The following is a 20,400-nucleotide window of genomic DNA, read 5'->3' on the forward strand; positions in this document are numbered from 1 at the left end:
CGCCAAGAGTGTTGAGGTTTCGCGCCCGAGACCCTAGATCGCGCGCCATGCGCATTCCTTTTCGCAAGATGCATGGCCTGGGCAACGATTTCGTCGTGATCGACGCGCGCGAGCGCGCCGTGGAGATGAGCGCGCGCCGCGCCGCCGCACTCGCCGACCGGCACACCGGCATCGGCTGTGACCAGCTCATCCTGCTCGAACCGTCCGAAACGGCGGACGTGCGCATGCGGATCTTCAATCCGGACGGCGGCGAAGTCGAGGCTTGCGGCAATGCCAGCCGGGCCGTCGGCCTCTATCTGGGCGGCGACAAGCGCATCGAGACGCTGGGCGGCATCATCGCGGCCAGCACCAGTGACACCGGGATCAGCGTCGCCATGGGCCGCCCCAGATTCGGCTGGGACGAAATCCCGCTCGCCTATCCCATGGACACGCTGACCATGCCGGTCGGCTGGGAAGACCTGGTCGAGCCGGTCGCGGTCAATGTCGGCAATCCGCACGTCATCTTCTTCGTACCCGACACCCATTCCGTCGATCTTGCCCGCCTCGGCCCGCTGATCGAGAACGACCCGCTGTTCCCCCGCCGGATCAACGTCAACGTCGCGACGCTCACCGGCCCCGACGCACTCGACTTGCGCGTGTGGGAACGCGCGGCGGGCCTCACCCGCGCCTGCGGCACCGGCGCCTGTGCCTCCGCAATCGCGGCCATGCGCCGCAAGCTGACCGGGCGGCGCGTCACCGTGACGCTGCCGGGCGGTCCGCTCGTCATCGAATGGACCGATGCGGACGAAATCATCATGACCGGTCCCGCCACCACCAGTTTCGAGGGCAGCTTCGGGACAAGCGATTACCCGGCATGACCACGCGCGACGACGTCGTCACGCTCGGTTGCCGGCTGAACCTTGCCGAAAGCGACGCGATCCGCGCCATGCTGGCCGCAGCGCCCGAGCGTACCGTCGTCGTCAATTCCTGCGCAGTGACAGCCGAAGCGGTGCGCCAGTCGCGCCGCGCGATCCGCCGCCTGCGCCGTGCCCATCCCGACGCCCGGCTGGTCGTCACCGGCTGTGCCGCGACGATCACGCCCGACATCTTTTCGGCCATGGCCGAAGTCGATGCCGTCGTCGCCAACCCGGACAAGCTTGCCCCGGCAAGCTGGCGCACGGATGAGCACGCCCCTGTATCCGAAAGCCCGTCCGCACGCCTGTCGGACCGACACACCCGCGCGTTCGTCCCGGTCCAAACCGGTTGCGACCACGCCTGCACGTTCTGCATCATCCCGCTCGGGCGTGGCCACAGCGTGTCCACCCCGGTCGCCCGGGTGCTGCGCGCGATCGAGGCCCACCTCGCGCTCGGCGTCAACGAAATCGTGCTGACCGGTGTCGATGTGACCGGCTGGGGCGCAGACCTTGCGCCAAAGCCCGAGGGCGGCATGCCCCGGCTCGGCGATCTGGTCGGCGCAATCCTTGCCCACTTCCCCGACCTGCCCCGCCTGCGCCTGTCCTCGCTCGACGGCGTCGAGATCGACGACCGCCTGTTCGAGATCCTGACCGGCGAGCCTCGGGTGATGCCCCATATCCACCTCTCGCTGCAATCGGGCGACGACATGGTGCTCAAGCGGATGAAGCGCCGCCATAGTCGTGGGCAGGCACTCTTCCTGATCGAACGGCTGCGCCTCTATCGTCCCGACATCGCGATCGGCGCCGACATCATTGCCGGTTTCCCGACCGAGACCGAAGCCATGCACGCGAACAATCTCAGCCTGATTGCAGCAGCGGGCATCGTTCATGGCCACATCTTTCCCTATTCTCCCCGCCCCGGCACTCCGGCAACGCGGATGCCCGCCGTCGATCCCGCGCAAGTCCGCGAGCGTGCGGCCCAACTGCGCGAGGCCGTCGCCGCCGAACGCGCGGCCTGGCTGCACGGCCTGATCGGGCGACCGCGCGAAGTGCTTGCCGAACGCGACGGCACCGGCCATTCCCCCGAATTCGCGCCCTATCGCCTGCCCCCCGGCACGGCACCGGGCGCGCTTGTCACCCTTACCCCGACGACGATCAGCGAAGGACTGCTGGCATGAGTAGCGATACCTGGAGCGACCGGCTGCTGGGCGGCCTGCGCAAGACGCAGGAGCGGCTCTCCGGCAATCTGGCCGGATTGGTCGGTGCAAACCGACTGAGCGACGAACAACTCGACGACATCGAGGACGCACTGATCGCGTCCGATCTCGGCCCGCGCGCGGCCGCCCGCATCCGCGAGCGCCTCGCCTCCGGCCGCTTCGAAAAGGGTCTCGACGAAGCGACCCTGCGCGAAGCTGTCGCCGAGGAAATCGCCGCGATCCTGCGTCCGGTGGCTCGCCCGCTCGACATCGTCGCCTTCCCCCGCCCACAGGTCATTCTGGTGATCGGCGTCAACGGATCGGGCAAGACGACCACCATCGCCAAGCTCGCCCACTTGTTCCAGGAACTCGACTACAGCGTCATGCTGGCGGCGGGCGACACGTTCCGTGCGGCCGCGATCGGCCAGCTGCGCGTCTGGGCCGAACGGCTCGGCGTTCCCATCGTCAGCGGCGCGGAAGGGGGCGACCCGGCCTCAATCGTGTTCGACGCGGTGAAGCAGGCAACCGATGCGGGCACCGACGTCCTGATCGTCGATACCGCCGGGCGGCTGCAGAACAAGCGCGAGCTGATGGACGAACTGGCCAAGATCCGCCGCGTCCTCGGCCGCCTCAATCCCGAGGCGCCGCATGACGTCGTCCTCGTTCTCGACGCCACCAATGGGCAGAACGCGCTCCAGCAGATCGAGATCTTCCGCGAAGTGGCAGGCGTGACCGGGCTGGTCATGACCAAGCTCGACGGCACCGCGCGCGGCGGGGTCCTGGTCGCCGCTGCCGAACAATACGGGCTGCCGATCCATGCCATCGGCGTCGGCGAAAAGATCGACGACTTGCGCCCCTTCGACCCCGACCTTGTCGCCAAGGTCATTGCCGGGGTGTTCCGGTGAGCACGCCCGAAACCAAGGCCAAGGCGGGCTCGTCGTGGATCAATCTGCTGGTCGATTATGGCCCGCTGCTGGTCTTCTTCCTCGCCTATCGTCATTTCAGCCCCAAGGGCGGGGGCGATGCGGGATTGGGCGCGGCGGTCGCTGTGACCAAGAGCACGGTCACGTTCATGATCGCGACCGTCATTGCCCTCGTCGTGTCGAAATGGCGGCTGGGCCGGATTTCGCCGATGCTGTGGCTGTCCTCGACGCTCATCATGGGGTTCGGCGCGCTGACCGTGTTCCTGGGCGATCCCACCTGGATCCAGATCAAGCCCACCGTCGTCTATGTGCTCTTTGCCGGGATTCTCTTCGCCGGTCTTGCCCGTGGACGCCCGATGCTGCGCGATCTGCTGCAATCGGCGTTCGACGGGCTCGACGAAAAAGGCTGGCTCAAGCTGTCGCGCAACTGGGCCTGGTTCTTCCTCGTCCTTGCCGTGCTCAACGAAGTGCTCCGCCACCTTTACAACAAGGATAACGGCGGCTTCGAGACCTGGCTCACGATCAAGGTCTGGGGCGTGAGCGCGCTCTCGTTCCTGTTCACCTTTGCGCAGATCCCCATGCTGCTGCGCCACGGCCTGGGCGAGAAGGCCACCGAAAACGCGGAAACGACCACGCCGCACGACTGATCAGACGCATCCGGACGGGCCGCCCCGTCCGGACATCGCGATCACATCCGGATCTGGCTGCCCAGCTCGACCACACGATTGGTCGGCAGGCGGAAGAATTCCATCGCGCTTGCCGAATTGCGCAGCATCCACGCGAACAACCGCTCCCGCCACTGTGCCATGGCCGGCTTGTCCGACGGCAGCAAAGTCTGGCGTGACAGGAAAAAGCTGGTCCGCATCATGTCGAACGGCTGCCCGCCCAGCGCGACTTCGCGCAAGGCAGCCGGAACATCGGTCCCTTCAAGGAAACCGAAGCGCAGCGTCATCCGGTAAAAGCCGTTGCCGAAATCGCGCACGACCGCGCGACTTGCCGGATCGACGACCGGCGTATCCTCGATCTGCACGGTCATCAGCACGACGCGCTCGTGCAGCACCTTGTTATGCTTCATGTTGTGAAGCAGCGCCGAAGGCACGCCTGCCGTTGCCGAAGCCATGAATACCGCCGTGCCGGGCACGCGCGTCGCGCTGCTGTGCGCAGACTTGGTGAAGACTTCGAGCGGAATGCCGGTGGCGGCCATGTGCTTGCGCAGAAGCTGGCGACCGCGCGACCAGGTGGTGAGCAGGACGAAGATCACACCCCCCATCAACAGCGGCACCCACCCCCCGTCGGGCACCTTGGTGAGGTTCGCACCGAGATAGAGCGCGTCGACCGCAAAGAACAGGGCAAGCAACGCTGCCGCCGGAACCGGGTTCCAGTGCCACAGACGGAACAGCACGACCGCGAGCAGGAGATTGTCGATCAGCATGGCCCCGGTGACCGCCACGCCATAAGTTGCCGTGAGGTTGGTCGACCGCTGGAACACCAGAACCAGGATGATGACTGCGATCATCAGCGCCTGATTGACCGAGGGGATATAGATCTGCCCTGCTGCCTTGCTGGTATGACGGATGGCAAGGCGGGGAATGAAGCCGAGCTGGATCGCCTGTTGCGTGACCGAAAAGGCCCCCGAGATCACCGCCTGCGAGGCGATGATCGCGGCAAGGCTGGCAAGGATCAGCAAGGGCCACTGGAACCAGTGCGGCGCCAAGAGGTAGAACGGGCTTTCCAGAGCCGCCGGATTGCGCAGCAGGAGCGCCGCCTGGCCAAGGTAGTTGAGCACCAGCGCGGGAAGCACCAGCGTCAGCCACGACATGCGGATCGGGATGCGCCCGAAATGCCCCATGTCGGCATAGAGCGCCTCTGCGCCGGTGACCGCCAGCACGGCTGCCCCCATGGCGAGAAACCCGCGCCAGGGATCGGCCATGAACATCGCCACCGCGTGATGGGGTGACAAGGCGACGATCACGCGGGGATTGCCGATCACGCTGACCAGCCCCAGAACCGCAATCGTTGCAAAATAGCACAGCATGATCGGGCCGAAGAACGCCGCCACGCGCTCGGTCCCGCGCGCCTGGAACAGGAACAGGCCGATGAGGATCGCCACAACCAGCGGCATGACCGCATAATGGAGCTCGGGGCGATAGACCGCGACCCCTTCGATCGCGCCCATGACCGACACCGCCGGGGTGATCATCGAATCGCCATAGAACAGCGCTGTCGCAAAAACCCCGAGCAGGATGACCCCGTGGCCCCAGCGTTTTTCGGTCGCCTCACGGTTGATCAGGGCAAGAAGCGCAAGGCTCCCACCTTCCCCGCGATTGTCGGCCCGCATCAGCACGATCATGTATTTCAACGTGACCATGATCAGCATCGACCAGAACATCAGGCTGACGATGCCGTGGATATGCAGGGAATCGAGCGGCAGAGGGTGCCGCCCGGCAAAAGTGTCGCGCAAGGCGTAAAGTGGACTGGTCCCGATGTCGCCGAACACGACCCCCATCGCCCCGACCGCAAGCCGGGTCAGATCGCGTCGACCGGCACCCTCGGAACTACAGTCTCCGGATGTCGACTCGTCTGTCGAGCCGACCATCCCGGTGCCTGCAGACTGCGGCACTCCATCGCCATTGCTTGTGTTCATGGCACCTTGGCCCCTGGCCTAGCCTCGACATGCCGCACCGGCACGAGCTGGCTGCGGCGCGGCGCTTTAGCACCGCCTCAGAGGGTCGGCAATGGGGCCAAAAGGGGGGCTGTTCTAGGGACCTTTGTCTGAACCACCGCTGAAAAAAACCGGTGAAAAATCAGCGCGTCGGGGCCGCTTTCGGCAAAGGTTGGGGTGTCGTAGCGGAAGGAGTCGCTTCGGGAACCGTGCCCCCGTTGCTCATCGCGATGATCTGATCGAGTCGGGCAAGCCGTGCGACAAGATCGGGACGATAGGGCGCATCGGCCGGAGCCCGCCGCAACAGCCCGACCCACATGTCGCGCGCTTCGTTGAGCTTGCCCGATTGCGCCAGTGCCAGCCCCATGAAGAACGGTGGTCCCGGATGGTTCGGGTCGATCTGTGCCGCACGACGGAACGCGAATTGCGCCGCCGGAGAGATCATGCCCTCGCTATGCCCGATCAGGGCGTTGCCGAGCGCGACCCACAGATCCGCATCGCGCGGATTGTCCTGAACCGCGCGGCCGAGGAAATCGGCGGCGGCACGATACTGGCCCGCCCGCGTCAGGGCATCGGACACGATCAGCCAGGACTGCCCCTTGCCGAACTGCGCGCCCATCTGCTGGCGCTGCTTGATGAGTTCCGCGTCGGCGACTTTCTGGTTCTCGACAGCCGCCTTGGGCGCGCCCGGCATGTCGGGGTGCCCCTGCAGTGCGTAACCGGCAATGCCGAACAGCAACGCGGCGCCGGTGATTTCCCACCCCGCGCGCGGCATCCGCAGGACGCTCGCCATGATCGCGAAGACCGCGCCCGCGATCCCCAGAATGATGACCCAGGTCATGTCCGGGTTCCCTTTCCGAAACGGCCGCGCAAGAGCAATCCGGCCAACAGCAGGATCGCGACCGGAGCTGCAAAGAGCGGCCAGGTGATCGGCTTCACTTGCGGGGTGAAACTGACGTAGTCGCCATAGCGCTGGATCAGCCATTGCCGGATATGTTCGGGGTCTTCACCCGCAGCGATGCGCGTGCGCACTTCGCTGCGCATGTCACCAGCGATCGGCGCGTCCGAATCGGCGATCGACTGGCTCTGGCACATCACGCAGCGCAAGGTGACCATCAGCGCCTTGGCCCGCGCTTCCTGATCGGGGTCAGGCAACTGGCGATAGGCATAAGGCGCCGACGGGGCTCCTTCCTGTGCGAGCACGGGAAGAGCGACCGGCGCCGACAGCACAAGCGCCAGAGTGGCGGCAAGAGCGAAAGCGGACTTGTGCTTCACGCCCCGGCCTCCTTGAGCTTAGCAAGCAGCATCGGCACGTCTTCGGGCCGGATGTCACCGATGTGCTGATACCGGATCACGCCACGCCCATCGATGATGAACGTCTCGGGCACGCCCGACGAGCCGATCTCGAGCTGAACCTTGCGGTCGTCATCCTTGCCGATGGCAGCATAGGGATTGCCGTTGTTGGCAAGGAAGCGAGCCAGGTCCTGCGGCTTGTCCTGAATGGCGATGCCTTCGATCACGGCTCCGCTCTGCGCCAGTTGTGCCAGTTGCGGCGATTCGGCGGCGCAGGGAACGCACCAGCTGGCAAAGATGTTGAGGAGACGCGGCTTGCCCGAGTGGAACGCGGCCGTCGCCAGCCCCGGACGCTCGCTATTCGCGGCGGGCAGATCGAACTGGGGCAGCGGATTGCCGACAAAGGCACTGGCCACCGAAGTGTCGGCCGGACGCAACAAACCATGCACGAACAGAGCGATCAACGCGGCGAAAATCGCCAGCGGCAGCCACAGGCCCAGACGCATGCGTGCTCCTCCCCGGTTTTCGCCAGCCTGGTTTTCGCCAACCCGGTTTTCATGCACGCTCATCGTCCCTGCCTCATCCGTCGCCACGCGATCTTGTCCTTGGCCACCAGTCGCCGGACATCGGCGGCAACCCGTCCGAGCAGGGCGAGAAAGCCGCCCAGAGCGACCATCAGGCCACCGACCCAGATCAGGGGCACGAAAGGCTTCCACCAGAAGCGCATCTGCCAGCGGCCATCGTCGCCCTGTTCACCGAGCACGGTGTAAAGCTGTCCGTTCCAGCGGGTGAGCAAGGCGGACTGGTTGCGCGTGCCCGGCGGATTGGCAAAACTTTCCGCTTCGGGGTGCAACACGATCGGGGCACCCCCTTCGTAGCGCGCGGTCACGCTCGCCTCGAGCGCGGTGTAGTTCGGTCCGGCGACAGGCATCATGCCGTCGAGGCGAACCTGCCAGGGACCGACATCGCGCGTCTCGCCGATCGACAGCGCGGCAAGGCGTTCGGTCGTGAACGCACTTTCGCTCGCCATGCCGAACAAGGCGACCGCCAGCCCGAGATGGGCCACGACCATGCCCCAGACCGCAAAGGGAGTCCGGCGCAGGTTACGACCGACAAGCGGCAACAGGCTTGCCGGAACCAGCCCGCTCGCCATCGCGATCCCGAGCGCGGGCAAAAGCGAAATGCGATGCGCGGTCAGTTCGACGCCGACCAGAACCACGACCGCCAGCAGGCCACAGGCAGCAAGCGGCAAGCTGACCCGGCGCGCTCGCTCCCCATCGAGACGATCCTTCCGCCAGCGCAACATCGGCCCCACGGCCATGACCAGCAGCATGGGAAAGGCAAAGATCGCCGAGACCGGGTTGAAATAGGGCGCACCGACCGAAACCTTCACCCCCATCGATTCGGTCACCAGCGGATAAAGCGTTCCGACCAGAACGATGCCGAGAATCCCGCAAAGCATCACGTTGTTGAAAACGAGGCTCGCTTCGCGGCTGAGGAAGGAAAACCGCGCGCCCTCGCTCACGGTCGAGGCCCGCACCCCGAACAGGGCAAGCGCACTGCCGATGTCGATGGCAAGCAGGGCAAGAATGAACGTCCCGCGCTGAGGATCGACGGCAAAGGCGTGGACCGAGGTCAGGATGCCCGAGCGGACCAGGAACGTCCCCACCATCGACATTGAGAAGGCAACGACGCCGAGCATGACCGTCCATGCGCGCAAGGCATCGCGACTGGCCAGAACCGAGACCGAATGGAGAAGCGCCGTCGCTGCCAACCACGGCATCAGAGAAGCATTTTCGACCGGGTCCCAGAACCACCATCCGCCCCAGCCCAGCGTGTAATAGGCCCAGTACGAACCGGCCGTGATCCCGACCGTCAGGAAAATCCAGGCACCCAGAACCCAGGGACGCATCGCCCGGGCGAAGGCAGGCCCGACGTTGCGCGTCACCAGCGCCCCGACCGCAAACGAAAAGGCGATCGAGAGCCCGACATAGCCGACGTAAAGCGTAGGCGGGTGGAAGGCGAGACCGACATCCTGCAGCAGGGGATTGAGCCCCTGCCCATCATCGACCGGCTCCTGAAGCCGCGCGAACGGGTTCGAGGCGATCAGCAGGAAGGCATAGAAGCCGAGGCTGATGAACGCCTGCCCGGCGAGCGTCGCGATCAGGGTGCGTTCTTCCAGGCGCCGCTCGATCAGGGCAACGAAAGCCCCGGCCACCGCCATGATCGTCACCCACAGCAGCATCGAACCTTCATGGTTGCCCCAGGTCCCGGCGATCTTGAAGATCAACGGCTTGGCCGAATGGCTGTTGTCGACGACGAGCTTGACCGAAAGATCGGTCGTCACGAACAACGTGACCAGCGCGCCAAAGGCCACCAGCACGAGCACGCCCTGCATGACCGCAACCGGACGCACCAGCGCGGCAAGCTGACGCCCTTCGGGCCGGAGCGACAAGCCACCGGCGATCAGTTGCAGCATGGCGAGCGCCGCAGCCATCCACAGGACGGCAAGGCCGATTTCGGCAATCATCGGGTCTGGGCCACCACTTGCTTGGCCTGCGAAATGCTCATGTCCTTCATTTCGCGCGGCACATATTTCTCGTCATGCTTGGCCAGCAGGTTGTCGGCCACGAAAGTCTGCCCTTCGAGCCGCCCTTCGGCAACGACGCCCGATCCCTCGACGAAGAGGTCCGGCGTGATCCCCGAAAAGCGGACGGGCACTTGCGCTTTTCCATCGGTGACGAGGAAATCGATCGTCACGCCGTCGGCCTGCTTGTGAATGGAGCCCTTCTCCACCATGCCGCCCAGACGAACGGCACGCCCGGCTTCGGGCGGATTGGCGCGAAGATCACTCGGCACATAGAAATAGCTGGCCTGGCGGCTGAGCGCATAGGCAGCCAGAAGTCCGGCACCGACCAGAGCGACCAGCGCGAAAACGACCAGCACCAACCGCTGATGCTTGGCTTTCAATCCCGAAGAACTCATTTCCCACGCACCTTGTCACGCCGCCTTTCAGCGCGAATCATTGCCCCGAGCGACCATCCGACCATAGCCAGCGTGCCGCCGACACCGATCGACAGCGCCGCCGCGACGAATTGCCACTGGTTCAGTCCTTCGTGCATACCTTTGTTGCCCTGATCCTCTAACCCCGATGCACCCGGCGTGAACCGGGCGAGCGCTCCCTTAGCCCATTGCCTTGCGGCGCAGTCTCGCCTCGGTCTGGATGTCGGCCAGCAGCATGCGCATGCGGGCAATGACCACGCCGCCGAAAATCAGCGAGAACCCGAGCGCACCGATCAGCAACGGCCAGAGATAGGTGCCGTCGATCGTCGAACGACCCAGCGTGATCGAAGGCGGCTGGTGCAGACTGTTCCACCACACCACCGAACGATTGATGATCGGAATGTTGATCGCCCCGACAAGCCCGAAAATGGCAGTCACCCGGCTCGTGCTGCCACCGGCCGCCGCATCGCGCTGGGCCGCATCGGCAAGCGCGATATAACCGAGGTACAGGAACAGCAGGACGAGGAAGCTGGTCAGACGCCCGTCCCAGACCCACCAGGTGCCCCAGGTCGGACGCCCCCAGATCGATCCGGTGATCAGCCCCAGCGCGGTAAAGACGGCGCCCGGCACCGCTGCGGCGCGTGCGGCAATCCCAGCCAGCGGGTGGCGCCAGACGAGCTCCACGATGCTCGAGATCGCAATCGTGCTCCAGCCTGCCATGCCCAGCCAGACGCAGGGCACATGCATGAACAGGATGCGCACGGTATCCCCCATCAGGTGATCGGGCGGCACCATGAACAGCCCCCAAGCGAGCGAGCCGAACGCGAGCACGAAACCCGGTACCAGCAAGGTCGGAAGCAGCCAGCGCGCCAGGCGCAGGAAACGGGCAGGATTGGCAAAACCGTGCATGCGAAACGCTTGATGACCTGATTGCAGTGACTTGGCGGCACCCCCGCCCCGGACGCCGCGACAGCAGACGCCGATTCGGACCTACCGGAGACAGGACCGGACAGACAACCGGACCAAAGACCACTAGCCGAACGCAGCGTCGACACATCGACGGAGCGCTGCCTTAGCAGCGGGTCATATCTTTGAGAAAGGGAAAATGGGGCGATTGAAGGGGTTCGAACCCTCGACCTCCGGTACCACAAACCGGCGCTCTAACCAACTGAGCTACAATCGCCATGGGGCAAGATGCCGATCCGTTCGGATCATGGCGTCACCACAGGGGCGCCCCAATTGCAGAAAGGCGGCGCCTTGAAAAGAGAAAAATTCACCTGACGCGAAGTTTGTTCGGAAGAGCGTTCAAAAAAGCCTGTTTTCCAACGAAAAAAGGCGACCCGAAGGCCGCCTTTGTCCGGTTCGCACTGGCTCTGCGCTCAGCCCTTCTTGAGGGAGAGGCCACCGAAGCGCTTGTTGAACTGAGCCACGCGACCACCCTGGTCCATCAGACGCTGGTTGCCGCCGGTCCAGGCCGGGTGCGAGGTCGGATCGATGTCCAGAGCGAGCGTGTCGCCTTCCTTGCCCCAGGTCGAACGAGTACGGAACACCGTACCGTCGGTCATCTGGACGTTGATGAAGTGATAGTCGGGGTGCGTATTGGCCTTCATGGGTCTGCTCCTTGGCGCGCCCGGTTCCGACCGGGAGCAGGAAATTCGAAGCGGCGCCCCTAACGGAAAGAGGCGCCGATGTCGAGAAGAGTCTGCGCAATGGCGATCATCGGCCCCGGATGTTCGCCTTTGCGCGATCAGCTGTCGGCGATCATCGCGGTAAAGCTGCACTCGGTCGCGATCTTGTCACCCAGCATCGCCTTGCCGGCGAACTTGCACACCCGCGCGCGCTTTTGCGTGAAGGTGACGTGGAGATCGAGCAGGCAACCCGGTTCGACCGGAGTGCGGAACTTCGCGTCCTCGATAGCCATGAAATAGACCAGCTTGCCCGAACCGGCCAAGCCGAGACTTTCCACCGCCAGAACGCCCGCAGCCTGCGCCAGCGCTTCGATCTGAAGCACGCCGGGCATGATCGGACGACCGGGGAAGTGCCCCTGGAAGAACTGTTCATTCATGCTGACAGCCTTGACCGCATGGATTCGCTCGCCGACGACGAGCTCGGCCACGCGATCAACCAAGAGCAGGGGATAGCGGTGCGGAAGCGCCGCCATCACCCGCGTCACGTCGAAGGCGATCGGAGCAGACTGGCTCTGGTTTTCCTCGCTCATGCTTGCAAGTCCGCCGTCAGTGCCTCAGCGGCCTTCCGGCTGCTTACGGGCGGGAGCTGCGCTCTGCTGCGCGGCTGCGGCCTGTTCCTGAGCCTGCTGCTCGCGCTGGGCGCGGGGCAGCCAGCCTGCCGGCGGGGTCACGCCGACCTGCGGCACGATCAGATTGATCTGCTCGATGATGTCCTTGTTGAGGTTGTAAAGGGTGTCGTCGCCCTTCACCACGACGCGCTGGTCGAGCACGAGCGTCACCTTGCGCTTGGTCATCGCAGCCTGAGTCGCGGCATCGAGCTTTTCACTGATCTGCTCGGTCACGAACTGCTGGGCGAGATTGATCGGCTCACCAATCTGCTGAAGCTCGCGTTCGCCCGCTTCCTGGATCTGCTGGATCTGCGCAGCCTGGGTGCGCAGGGCAGCCTGATCGGGCTTGGGCGACTTGGCGTCGGCTTCATACTTGGCGACCAGCGGCTGAATCTGAGCCTGAATCTGCGCCTTGCGGGTATTGTACTGGTCGATCTGCGCCTTGTAGGTGGTCGGGATCTGCGACTGCACCGCGTTCTTGAACGCGTTCGAGTTGTAGACGACCGCCGTCGGGTTGGCGACCGCGAGCCCGGCAACGGCCGTGCCGACCGCCTGGGCGTGAACCGCCGGAATGGCGGCAAGCGAAAGACCCGCGACCAGCGCGGCCGAAGCAATGCTAAGTTTCATCAGAACTGAGTTCCCACGTTGAAGCTGAAGGTCTTGGTATCGTCGCCGTAAACCTTGGTCAGGGCCTTGGCGACGTCGATGCGGAACGGACCGAACGGCGAGTTCCAGTTCACCCCGAAACCGATCGAAACGCGCGGCTTGGGACTGTCGCCCACATAGGTTTCCTCGAACTTCTGGGCGATCGAGTTGGCCGTCCCGTTCGACGCGCTTGCGCTCGTCGTATACTTGCCCGTCACGGCATCGAGATAGAGGATCGTCGTCCCCGACGTGCTCGGACGAGCAACTCCGAACACAGCACCGGCATCGACGAAGACCGAAGGACGAAGCCCAAGTTCGCGAGCACCCGAACCCAGCGGAATTTCGACTTCGGCGTGACCGAGGTAATAGTACTTACCCCCGATAGCGTCATCGACCCAGCTGTTGCGGTCGGTGGTCAGCGTCCCGCCGTTACCGCTTGAGGGGTTGTACCCGGTGTAGAACTTGCGCAGCACGCGCGGACCGACACCACGGATGTCGAAACCGCGGATCTGCGGCTCGCCGAGGAAGAAGCGGTCGGTCAGACGAACCGAATCGACCGTCGGATCGTTCGACCGGCTGGCCAGCGCATGGATCGCGCCACCTTCGCCGCGCAGCGAGAAGATGAAGCCGTGGCCAAGCGCCATGTAATGCCCGCCGCTGACCGACGCGCGAACGTACTTGGTCGTCCCGCCCAGCCCCGAGAAATCCCCGCCGAGCATGAAGTTCGAGCCCTTGGTCGGACGCAGGCGGTTGTCGCGGTTGTCGAAAACATAGGACAGACCGATAATCGAACTCGTTCGCTTACCGATGGCATCGCAAAGATAACGGCCTGCCAGATAGATCGAGCAGGTATTGTTGATGTAGTACGTCGACTTGTCGAGCGAGACGTCGTCATAGTTGAACGTGTAACGCCCGATCAACGAGCTGTATTCCGTCAACGGCACACCCGCACGAACCTGAAAACCGGTCGTCGCCTGCTTGTAGGTCGTGTTGCGATTGGTGTTGTAGTAGTTGAAGCTCGACGTATCGCGACGATAGACGTCGACGCCCAGCGACACGTTGCGATCGGCAAGATAGGGCTCGGTGAAGCTGACCTGCACCGCGCGGGTATAGCGCGAATAGTCGAGACTGGTCCCGATCGTCTGCCCGCGACCGCGGAAGTTGTTCTGCTGGATCGAAGCCTGGAAAATGAAGCTTTCAAGGCTCGAGAAACCGGCCGAAAGCTGGAGCTGCCCGGTCGGCTTTTCCTCGACGTTGGCTTCGAGATTGATGCGGTCGGGCGCCGAACCCGGCTTCTGCTCGACTTCGAACTTTTCCTGGAAATATCCCAGCGACTTGATGCGGTTCGACGAACGCTTGATCTGGTACGAGTTGAATGCGTCGCCTTCGGAAAGACGGAATTCGCGGCGGATGACCTTGTCCTCGGTCAGCGTGTTGCCGTTGACGTCGATCCGCTCGACATAGACGCGCGGGGCTTCGGCGATGCGGAACGTGACCGACATGGTCAGGTCGTCCTTGTTCCGCTGGAAGTCAGGACGAACGTCGGCGAAAGCGTAGCCGAAGCTGCCCGCCGTTTCAGTCAAAGTGTCGACCGTGTCTTCGACCGCCTTGGCGTTGTAGAACTCACCCTTCTTGATCGCGAGCTTCTTTGCCAGCTGCTCGCCGTCGAAATCGCGCAGCTGGCTTTCGACCTTCACGTTGCCGAACTTGTAGCGCTTCCCTTCCTCGACCACGTACGTGACGATGAAGTCGCGCTTGTCAGGCGTCAGTTCGGCGATGGCCGAAACCACGCGGAAGTCGGCATAGCCGTTGGTCAGGTAGAACTGACGCAGCTTCTGCTGGTCGAAGGCCAGACGATCGGGATCATAGCTCGTGCCCGAGGAGAACAGGCGGAACGAACGCGACTGCTTGGTCACCATTTCCGTACGCAACTGCGTTGCGGAAAACACGTGGTTCCCGATGATGTTGATCTGGCGCACCTTGGACTTGGGCCCTTCGGTGATCTCAAAGACGATGTCGACGCGGTTCTGGTCGAGCATGACCATCTTCGGCTCGACCGAAGCCGCGAAGCGTCCCTGCCGCTTGTAAAGTTCGATGATGCGCGTGACGTCGGCGCGCACTTTCGAACGCGTAAAGATCTGGCGGGCGGCAAGCTTGATTTCGGGAAGGATCTTGTCCTCCTTCAACCGCTTGTTGCCTTCAAGGATGATCCGGTTGACGACCGGGTTTTCCTTCACCTGAATAACCACCGCGCCGTTGTCGTTGCGCAACTGCACGTCCGAGAACAGTTCGGTGGCGTAAAGATCCTTGAGCACCTGGTCAGCGGACGCCTGCGTATAGCGGTCGCCGACGTGCATGCGGATGTAGGAGAGAATGGTGTCCGATTCGAGACGCTGCGCACCATCGATCGTGATCGACTGCACCGTCTGGGTGCCTTCGGTGGGCACAGGCGCGGCATGGGGCGCTTCCCCTTGCGCGGCATCGAGAGCGATCGGCACGACCTGCGGAGCGCCCGGCCTTGCCGGAGGAGCGGGTCTGACCGGAGCCGGCTTCGCAACCTTTGCCGCCGCGGCCTGATCGCGGGCGATCTTCTCCCTGGTCACCTTTTCCCGGGCAGCCTTTTCCCGAGCATCCTTGGCAGCACGTTCCTTGGCTGCCTTGGCTTTCTTCGCCGACGCGGCCTGATCCGAAGATGCGTCGGGCGTTGCCACAGCCTCTACCGATGCGGTTCCGGTGGTCGTCGCGGCTGTCGATGCGGCATCGGACGGCGTCGCGTCGGGCGAAGCGGTGCCGGTCGCAGCCGCCTGAGCCGCAGCAGCGGCGGCAGCCGCGCGGGCCTGTTGCCGCGCCCTCAGCTCGCGCTTGTTCCACGGAGCGGCCGCGGCGTCATCGGGCATTACCGCAAGACAGCTTGTCGCCAGCAGCAGGCCAAGCGTCGTCGCCGCGCGCATGCGGCCGACCACGGTCCGGCACGAGTTCCCTGCAATCATCACCAAGCGCCATCCCGTCCTAACGCGCGATCGCTCTCCGCGACCGCCACACCCATTACCACCCCGGCCTGCCGGACCTCTGGCCGAATATGCCTGCCCTGTGCCCGAACCGGGCGTTTCGCGCAAGCAAGCTTGCGGCAGCGAACCGTCATACCCCGCAAATTCCCCAGGAAACTTGGTCAGCGAGTCCTGCCCGGACGACTTCACGCCATCACCCGGCATTCATCGACGTCCGTATCCGTAACACCTTCAACGGACGAAGGTGTCCTTACCCTCCGAACAGCTTGAGCGAACCGGCATCGTTGAACGTGACGAACAACATCAACGCAACGACCAGAACCAGTCCGGTCCCGAAGGCCAGTTCCTGCGCGCGCTGACTGATCGGCTTGCGCCGGATCGCTTCTGCAAGGAACAGCGCCAGATGCCCGCCGTCAAGCACCGGGATCGGCAAGAGATTGATAAAACCCAGATTGATCGAAATAAGGGCGATAAAACCGACGAAACTCTGCCAGCCCGAGACGAACTGCTCGCCGGAGTACTTCGCGATCTTGATCGGCCCGCCAAGCTCGCGCACGTCGCGCTTGCCCACCACGATCTGGCGAATGCCGGTCACCGTCATGGCAATGATGTCGCGGGTCTGGCGCACGCCGACCTCGAGCGCGCCGAGCGGCCCGACCGGGCGGCGCTCGATCGTTGCCGGAGCAATGCCGAGGAACCCGATCGCCTGGCTGTTGCCGAACTGATCGGTTTCCACCTTGGTCACCGGCGTGATCCGCTTGTCGAGACGATGCCCGCCGCGATCGACAACGACGTCGAGCACTTCACCGGGATGCTGCGAAACGGTCATGCGAATCTGAAGAAAAGTGTCGACCGAAGACCCCAGCAACGACACCACGCGATCGCCGGGCATCAACCCGGCCTGCTCGGCCGCCGACCCCTTGGCCACCATGCCGATCACCGGCGGGGCCACCAGCGTGCCGTAGGCCATCGCGAAACCGGCCAGAATGAGCACCGCCGCAACCAGATTGATCAGCGGCCCGGCAAGGACGATGATCGCCCGCTGCCACAACGGCCGCCCCAGCAGGGTCTTCGCCCGTTCCTCGGGCGGCAGCGAGAGCCATTCCGCGCTCGGCTGCCCGGCCGGATTGACGTCTCCGGCGAACTGCACATAGCCACCGAGAGGCAGGACCGAGAGTTTCCAGCGAGTCCCGCGCCGATCGGTCCAGCCCAGCAATTCGCGGCCAAAACCGATCGAGAAGACATCCGCCCGCACGCCGAACAGACGCCCGGCGAGATAATGGCCCAACTCGTGAATGAACACGAGCGGGCCAAGCACGAGGGCAAAGCCCACGAGAGTAATCAGCAATCCGGGGGAGTGTATCTCCGGGCTCAACGCACAGGCTCCATCGCTTCCCGCGCCCTGATGCGCGCTTCCCGGTCCACCGCGATCACCTCGTCGAGGTTCTGCGGGGGAGTAGGCAGGCCGCACGCTAGCACGTCCTCGCAGCATTGCACGATCTTGGTGAACCCAATCTGTCCCGAAAGGAAAGCCGCAACGGCGATCTCGTTGGCAGCATTGAGGACAGCCGCGGCCCCGCCCCCGGCAATGACCGCTTCACGGGCAAGGCGGGTGGCAGGAAAGCGCACTTCGTCCGGACGACGGAACGTCAATTCACCGATCTCGGCGAGGTCGAGCGGATCGCACGGCGTTTCCATGCGCGCAGGCCAGGCCAGCGCCGAGGCGATCGGCACGCGCATGTCCGAGGGCCCGAGCTGGGCGAGCGTGGAGCCGTCGCGGTATTCGACCATCGAATGGACGATCGACTGCGGGTGGACGAGAATGCGCAGCCGCTCAACGCCGACGGGGAACAGGTGGAACGCCTCGATGAACTCGAGCCCCTTGTTCATCATCGTTGCCGAATCGACGCTGATCTTGGCGCCCATCGACCAGTTGGGGTGGCGCACAGCCTCGGCCGGGGTAGCACCGGGAAGACGATCGGCCGCCCAGTCGCGGAACGGTCCGCCGCTCGCGGTCAGCGTGATCCAGCGCACATCGGCAGGATTGTTGCCCGACAGACACTGGAAGATCGCATTGTGCTCGGAATCGATGGGAAGCAGCGTGGTCCCGTGGCGTGCGACCGCCCGGGTCATCACTTCGCCCGCCGAAACCAGCGATTCCTTGTTGGCGAGCGCGACGGTCCGCCCCTGCTCGATCGCGGCCATGGTCGGCGCAAGACCGGCACAGCCGACAATCGCGGCGACGGTGATGTCGGCGGGACGATGACCTGCTTCCACCAGCGCGGACGCGCCACCGGCAGCTTCCACGCCACTGCCCGCAAGAGCTTCGCGCAGGTCGGGAAGCAGCGCTTCGTCGCCGATCACGGCGACTTCGGCGTCGAATTCACGGGCCAGTTCGGCAAGCGCGGCAACATTGCTGTGTCCGGTCAAGGCGACAACGCGGAACGCATCGCGGTTGCGGCGGACAAGGTCGAGAGTGGACGCGCCGATCGAACCGGTCGCGCCCAGAATGGTAAGGGAACGCATCATTTGGGGGGTCATAGCCTAGACAAGGGAGACAATGCCAATGACAAAGAGCACAGCAAGCAGTCCATCGACCCGGTCGAAGAGCCCGCCATGCCCCGGGATGAGCCGGCCCGAGTCCTTGACTCCGGCACGCCGCTTCATCCAGCTTTCGAAAAAGTCGCCGGCCTGACCGACGACAGCCGTCGCAAGACCGCAAGCCAGCGCCCGCCCCGGCCCCATCCCCGACGCGTCCGCAAAAAAGGCGGCCATCGCGCCATAGACGGCACTGGCACCGACAATCGCGCCGCCAAGGCCGCTCCAGGTCTTGGACGGGCTGACCGCCGGAGCGATCTTGGGACCGCCGAAAGTGCGCCCGGCAAAATAGGCGCCGACGTCGACCGCGATCACGCTGCCGATCACCCAGGGCAAGGGCCAGAAGCCGGGCACCGGCGCAAGCCGGACCAGCCCCGCCCACAGACCGAATTCGACATAACCGATGCCCGCGAGCACCCAGATCACGCGCGGCAGGGGCGCTGCGACGAAGCGCCGGACCAGCGAGGCCCATTCGACGACGACGCCAAGCCCGATCAATCCCATGAACACGGCGAGCACCAGTCCGCCCAACCCGAACGCCAGTCCCGCCAGCGTTACCATGACCGCCGCCGAAGCCGCGCGGACCGGCAAGTCGGACTTCCGCGCCGCGCCCTTGGGATCAGCAGCCACCAAAACGACGCTCCCGGCGCGTATATTCGGCAATCGCGGCTTCGAGATGGTCACGCCCGAAATCGGGCCACAGCACGTCGAGGAACAGCATTTCCGCGTAGGCGGCCTGCCACATCAGGAAATTCGACAGCCGCACTTCGCCCGAGGTCCGGATGATGAGATCAAGCGGGGGCATGTCTGCCGTGTCGAGTTCGGCGGCGATCGTCGCAGTCGTGATCTCGCCCTTGGCGGCAGCGGCACGCGCCGCGCGCACAATCTCGTCCTGCGATCCGTAGTTGAGAGCCACGGCCATGGTGAGGCCGGTGTTTCCCGCCGTCCGCTGCAAGGCCCCTTCGATCAGGGCGACGATGTCAGGCGCAAAGGCCTTGTAGTCGCCGATAACCTTGAGGCGGATGTTGTTGCGCGCGAACTCTTCGATGTCGGCGAGGATGAAGTGCTTGAGCAGCCCCATCAGGGCCGAGACTTCATCCTCGGGACGCCGCCAGTTCTCGGTCGAAAAGGCATAGAGCGTGATTGCCGAAAGCCCCAGATCGACAGCGGCCCGGACCGTACGCCGCACCGCTTCCACGCCGCGCTGGTGGCCCAGCACGCGCGGAAGATGGCGGCGCTTTGCCCAGCGCCCATTGCCATCCATGATGATCGCGACATGGCGAGGCCCCCGCCCCTGCTCGTCGCCTGTGGCCGCGACGGCGCTCACTTGCCGAGGATTTCCTTTTCCTTTTCCGACGCCGCTTCATCAGCCGCCTTGATGATCTCGTCGGTCAGCTTCTGGACTTCGGTTTCGGCGCGCTTGCGCTCGTCTTCCGAGATTTCCTTCTTCGCTTCGTCGGCCTTCAGCGCTTCCATCCCGTCGCGGCGGACGTTGCGGATCGCGATGCGCGCCTTTTCCGCATACTGGCTGGCAAGCTTGGCCAGTTCCTTGCGGCGTTCCTCGGTGAGGTCGGGAATCGGCAAGCGCAGGGTGTTGCCGTCATTGATCGGGTTGAGGCCGAGCCCAGCCGAACGGATCGCCTTTTCCACGGGGCCGATCGACGACTTGTCCCAGACCTGAACCGACAGCAGGCGCGGTTCGGGCGCCGACACGGTTGCCACCTGGTTGAGCGGCATGCGCGAGCCATAGATCTCGACGGTGATGGGATCGAGCAGAGCCGTATTGGCGCGTCCGGTGCGAAGCCCCGAAAGGTCGTGGCGTAGCGCATCGACAGCGCCCTTCATGCGTCGCTCGAGATCGGCCTTGTCGTACTTGGCCATGG

General features: G+C 64.4%; 21 protein-coding genes and 1 tRNA gene. 4 read left to right on the forward strand and 18 right to left on the reverse strand.

Going from position 1 to position 20,400, the window contains the following annotated elements; genetic code table 11:
* Positions 1-47 precede the first annotated feature (47 nt).
* From dapF to Y88_RS15650, 4 genes are read left to right on the forward strand one after another with little or no spacing between them, the layout of a single operon-like run.
* Complete coding sequence (gene dapF / locus Y88_RS15635) at positions 48-857, forward strand: diaminopimelate epimerase (RefSeq protein ID WP_008070973.1); 810 nt, start codon at positions 48-50, stop codon at positions 855-857.
* Positions 854-2,071 carry a MiaB/RimO family radical SAM methylthiotransferase gene (locus tag Y88_RS15640; protein WP_008070974.1) on the forward strand — a complete coding sequence of 406 codons (1,218 nt, stop codon included), beginning with the start codon at positions 854-856 and terminating at the stop codon, positions 2,069-2,071. Before dapF ends, Y88_RS15640 begins: the two co-directional genes overlap by 4 nt.
* Positions 2,068-2,994 carry a signal recognition particle-docking protein FtsY gene (gene ftsY / locus Y88_RS15645; RefSeq protein ID WP_008070975.1) on the forward strand — a complete coding sequence of 309 codons (927 nt, stop codon included), beginning with the start codon at positions 2,068-2,070 and terminating at the stop codon, positions 2,992-2,994. The genes Y88_RS15640 and ftsY overlap by 4 nt, the downstream gene beginning before the upstream one ends.
* Positions 2,991-3,659, forward strand: a complete 669-nt coding sequence (locus Y88_RS15650) for an inner membrane-spanning protein YciB (RefSeq protein WP_008070977.1) — start codon at positions 2,991-2,993, stop codon at positions 3,657-3,659. Before ftsY ends, Y88_RS15650 begins: the two co-directional genes overlap by 4 nt.
* A 41-nt stretch (positions 3,660-3,700) precedes the next feature.
* On the opposite strand, the gene Y88_RS15655 is transcribed toward Y88_RS15650, so the two are convergent.
* The 18 genes from Y88_RS15655 to frr all read right to left on the reverse strand — a co-directional run bounded on the left by Y88_RS15655 (position 3,701) and on the right by frr (position 20,398).
* Positions 3,701-5,608: a potassium transporter Kup gene (locus tag Y88_RS15655; RefSeq protein ID WP_408637198.1), complete on the reverse strand. Its 1,908-nt coding sequence runs from the start codon at positions 5,606-5,608 to the stop codon at positions 3,701-3,703.
* 208 nt (positions 5,609-5,816) lie between these two features.
* Complete coding sequence (locus Y88_RS15660; RefSeq protein WP_008070979.1) at positions 5,817-6,515, reverse strand: tetratricopeptide repeat protein; 699 nt, start codon at positions 6,513-6,515, stop codon at positions 5,817-5,819.
* Positions 6,512-6,949, reverse strand: coding sequence for a cytochrome c-type biogenesis protein (locus tag Y88_RS15665; protein WP_008070982.1), 438 nt, complete (start codon positions 6,947-6,949; stop codon positions 6,512-6,514). The genes Y88_RS15660 and Y88_RS15665 overlap by 4 nt, the downstream gene beginning before the upstream one ends.
* Positions 6,946-7,536 (reverse strand): DsbE family thiol:disulfide interchange protein, encoded by a 591-nt coding sequence (locus Y88_RS15670; RefSeq protein WP_018075853.1) that lies wholly within the window; start codon positions 7,534-7,536, stop codon positions 6,946-6,948. The genes Y88_RS15665 and Y88_RS15670 overlap by 4 nt, the downstream gene beginning before the upstream one ends.
* Positions 7,533-9,497 (reverse strand): heme lyase CcmF/NrfE family subunit, encoded by a 1,965-nt coding sequence (locus tag Y88_RS15675; protein WP_008070985.1) that lies wholly within the window; start codon positions 9,495-9,497, stop codon positions 7,533-7,535. Before Y88_RS15675 ends, Y88_RS15670 begins: the two co-directional genes overlap by 4 nt.
* On the reverse strand, positions 9,494-9,952 hold the full coding sequence (gene ccmE, locus Y88_RS15680; protein WP_008070987.1) for a cytochrome c maturation protein CcmE: 459 nt from the start codon (positions 9,950-9,952) through the stop codon (positions 9,494-9,496). Before ccmE ends, Y88_RS15675 begins: the two co-directional genes overlap by 4 nt.
* Positions 9,949-10,089, reverse strand: a complete 141-nt coding sequence (locus tag Y88_RS19420; protein WP_008070988.1) for a hypothetical protein — start codon at positions 10,087-10,089, stop codon at positions 9,949-9,951. Before Y88_RS19420 ends, ccmE begins: the two co-directional genes overlap by 4 nt.
* Positions 10,090-10,150: 61 nt before the next feature.
* On the reverse strand, positions 10,151-10,879 hold the full coding sequence (gene ccmC, locus Y88_RS15685) for a heme ABC transporter permease CcmC (protein WP_008070989.1): 729 nt from the start codon (positions 10,877-10,879) through the stop codon (positions 10,151-10,153).
* Between the two features lie 197 nt (positions 10,880-11,076).
* Positions 11,077-11,153: transfer RNA gene (locus tag Y88_RS15690), tRNA-His, on the reverse strand.
* Positions 11,154-11,349: 196 nt separating this feature from the next.
* Positions 11,350-11,580, reverse strand: coding sequence for a 50S ribosomal protein L31 (gene rpmE, locus Y88_RS15695; RefSeq protein ID WP_008070990.1), 231 nt, complete (start codon positions 11,578-11,580; stop codon positions 11,350-11,352).
* A 137-nt stretch (positions 11,581-11,717) separates the two neighbouring features.
* Entirely contained in the window at positions 11,718-12,188 is a 471-nt protein-coding gene (fabZ, locus tag Y88_RS15700) for a 3-hydroxyacyl-ACP dehydratase FabZ (protein WP_008070991.1), read from the reverse strand.
* Positions 12,189-12,212: 24 nt separating this feature from the next.
* Positions 12,213-12,893 carry an OmpH family outer membrane protein gene (locus Y88_RS15705; protein ID WP_008070992.1) on the reverse strand — a complete coding sequence of 227 codons (681 nt, stop codon included), beginning with the start codon at positions 12,891-12,893 and terminating at the stop codon, positions 12,213-12,215.
* The gene (gene bamA, locus Y88_RS15710; protein ID WP_232281119.1) at positions 12,893-15,901 is read right to left on the reverse strand and encodes an outer membrane protein assembly factor BamA; all 3,009 of its coding nucleotides are present in this window, start codon (positions 15,899-15,901) and stop codon (positions 12,893-12,895) included. Before bamA ends, Y88_RS15705 begins: the two co-directional genes overlap by 1 nt.
* Positions 15,902-16,169: 268 nt before the next feature.
* Positions 16,170-17,252: an RIP metalloprotease RseP gene (rseP, locus tag Y88_RS15715; protein ID WP_008070997.1), complete on the reverse strand. Its 1,083-nt coding sequence runs from the start codon at positions 17,250-17,252 to the stop codon at positions 16,170-16,172.
* Positions 17,253-17,290: 38 nt separating this feature from the next.
* Positions 17,291-18,448, reverse strand: coding sequence for a 1-deoxy-D-xylulose-5-phosphate reductoisomerase (locus Y88_RS15720; protein ID WP_008070998.1), 1,158 nt, complete (start codon positions 18,446-18,448; stop codon positions 17,291-17,293).
* A gap of 15 nt (positions 18,449-18,463) precedes the next feature.
* Entirely contained in the window at positions 18,464-19,147 is a 684-nt protein-coding gene (locus tag Y88_RS15725; RefSeq protein WP_008070999.1) for a phosphatidate cytidylyltransferase, read from the reverse strand.
* Positions 19,137-19,844: a polyprenyl diphosphate synthase gene (gene uppS / locus Y88_RS15730; protein ID WP_008071000.1), complete on the reverse strand. Its 708-nt coding sequence runs from the start codon at positions 19,842-19,844 to the stop codon at positions 19,137-19,139. Before uppS ends, Y88_RS15725 begins: the two co-directional genes overlap by 11 nt.
* Complete coding sequence (frr, locus tag Y88_RS15735; protein ID WP_008071001.1) at positions 19,841-20,398, reverse strand: ribosome recycling factor; 558 nt, start codon at positions 20,396-20,398, stop codon at positions 19,841-19,843. Before frr ends, uppS begins: the two co-directional genes overlap by 4 nt.
* Positions 20,399-20,400 lie beyond the last annotated feature (2 nt).

Source organism: Novosphingobium nitrogenifigens DSM 19370 (assembly GCF_000192575.1).
In the GTDB taxonomy this organism is placed as follows: domain Bacteria; phylum Pseudomonadota; class Alphaproteobacteria; order Sphingomonadales; family Sphingomonadaceae; genus Novosphingobium; species Novosphingobium nitrogenifigens.

Bases quoted from the DNA above. Each gene is read 5' to 3' on its own strand.
- Y88_RS15655 (WP_408637198.1), bottom strand. From the start codon at position 5,608: ATGGTCGGCTCGACAGACGAGTCGACATCCGGAGACTGTAGTTCCGAG.
- Y88_RS15640 (WP_008070974.1), top strand. From the start codon at position 854: ATGACCACGCGCGACGACGTCGTCACGCTCGGTTGCCGGCTGAACCTT.
- dapF (WP_008070973.1), top strand. From the start codon at position 48: ATGCGCATTCCTTTTCGCAAGATGCATGGCCTGGGCAACGATTTCGTC.
- fabZ (WP_008070991.1), bottom strand. From the start codon at position 12,188: ATGAGCGAGGAAAACCAGAGCCAGTCTGCTCCGATCGCCTTCGACGTG.
- ccmC (WP_008070989.1), bottom strand. From the start codon at position 10,879: ATGCACGGTTTTGCCAATCCTGCCCGTTTCCTGCGCCTGGCGCGCTGG.
- ftsY (WP_008070975.1), top strand. From the start codon at position 2,068: ATGAGTAGCGATACCTGGAGCGACCGGCTGCTGGGCGGCCTGCGCAAG.
- Y88_RS15660 (WP_008070979.1), bottom strand. From the start codon at position 6,515: ATGACCTGGGTCATCATTCTGGGGATCGCGGGCGCGGTCTTCGCGATC.
- Y88_RS15670 (WP_018075853.1), bottom strand. From the start codon at position 7,536: ATGAGCGTGCATGAAAACCGGGTTGGCGAAAACCAGGCTGGCGAAAAC.
- Y88_RS15720 (WP_008070998.1), bottom strand. From the start codon at position 18,448: ATGATGCGTTCCCTTACCATTCTGGGCGCGACCGGTTCGATCGGCGCG.
- bamA (WP_232281119.1), bottom strand. From the start codon at position 15,901: ATGATTGCAGGGAACTCGTGCCGGACCGTGGTCGGCCGCATGCGCGCG.
- Y88_RS19420 (WP_008070988.1), bottom strand. From the start codon at position 10,089: ATGCACGAAGGACTGAACCAGTGGCAATTCGTCGCGGCGGCGCTGTCG.
- ccmE (WP_008070987.1), bottom strand. From the start codon at position 9,952: ATGAGTTCTTCGGGATTGAAAGCCAAGCATCAGCGGTTGGTGCTGGTC.
- Y88_RS15675 (WP_008070985.1), bottom strand. From the start codon at position 9,497: ATGATTGCCGAAATCGGCCTTGCCGTCCTGTGGATGGCTGCGGCGCTC.
- rpmE (WP_008070990.1), bottom strand. From the start codon at position 11,580: ATGAAGGCCAATACGCACCCCGACTATCACTTCATCAACGTCCAGATG.
- frr (WP_008071001.1), bottom strand. From the start codon at position 20,398: ATGGCCAAGTACGACAAGGCCGATCTCGAGCGACGCATGAAGGGCGCT.
- Y88_RS15705 (WP_008070992.1), bottom strand. From the start codon at position 12,893: ATGAAACTTAGCATTGCTTCGGCCGCGCTGGTCGCGGGTCTTTCGCTT.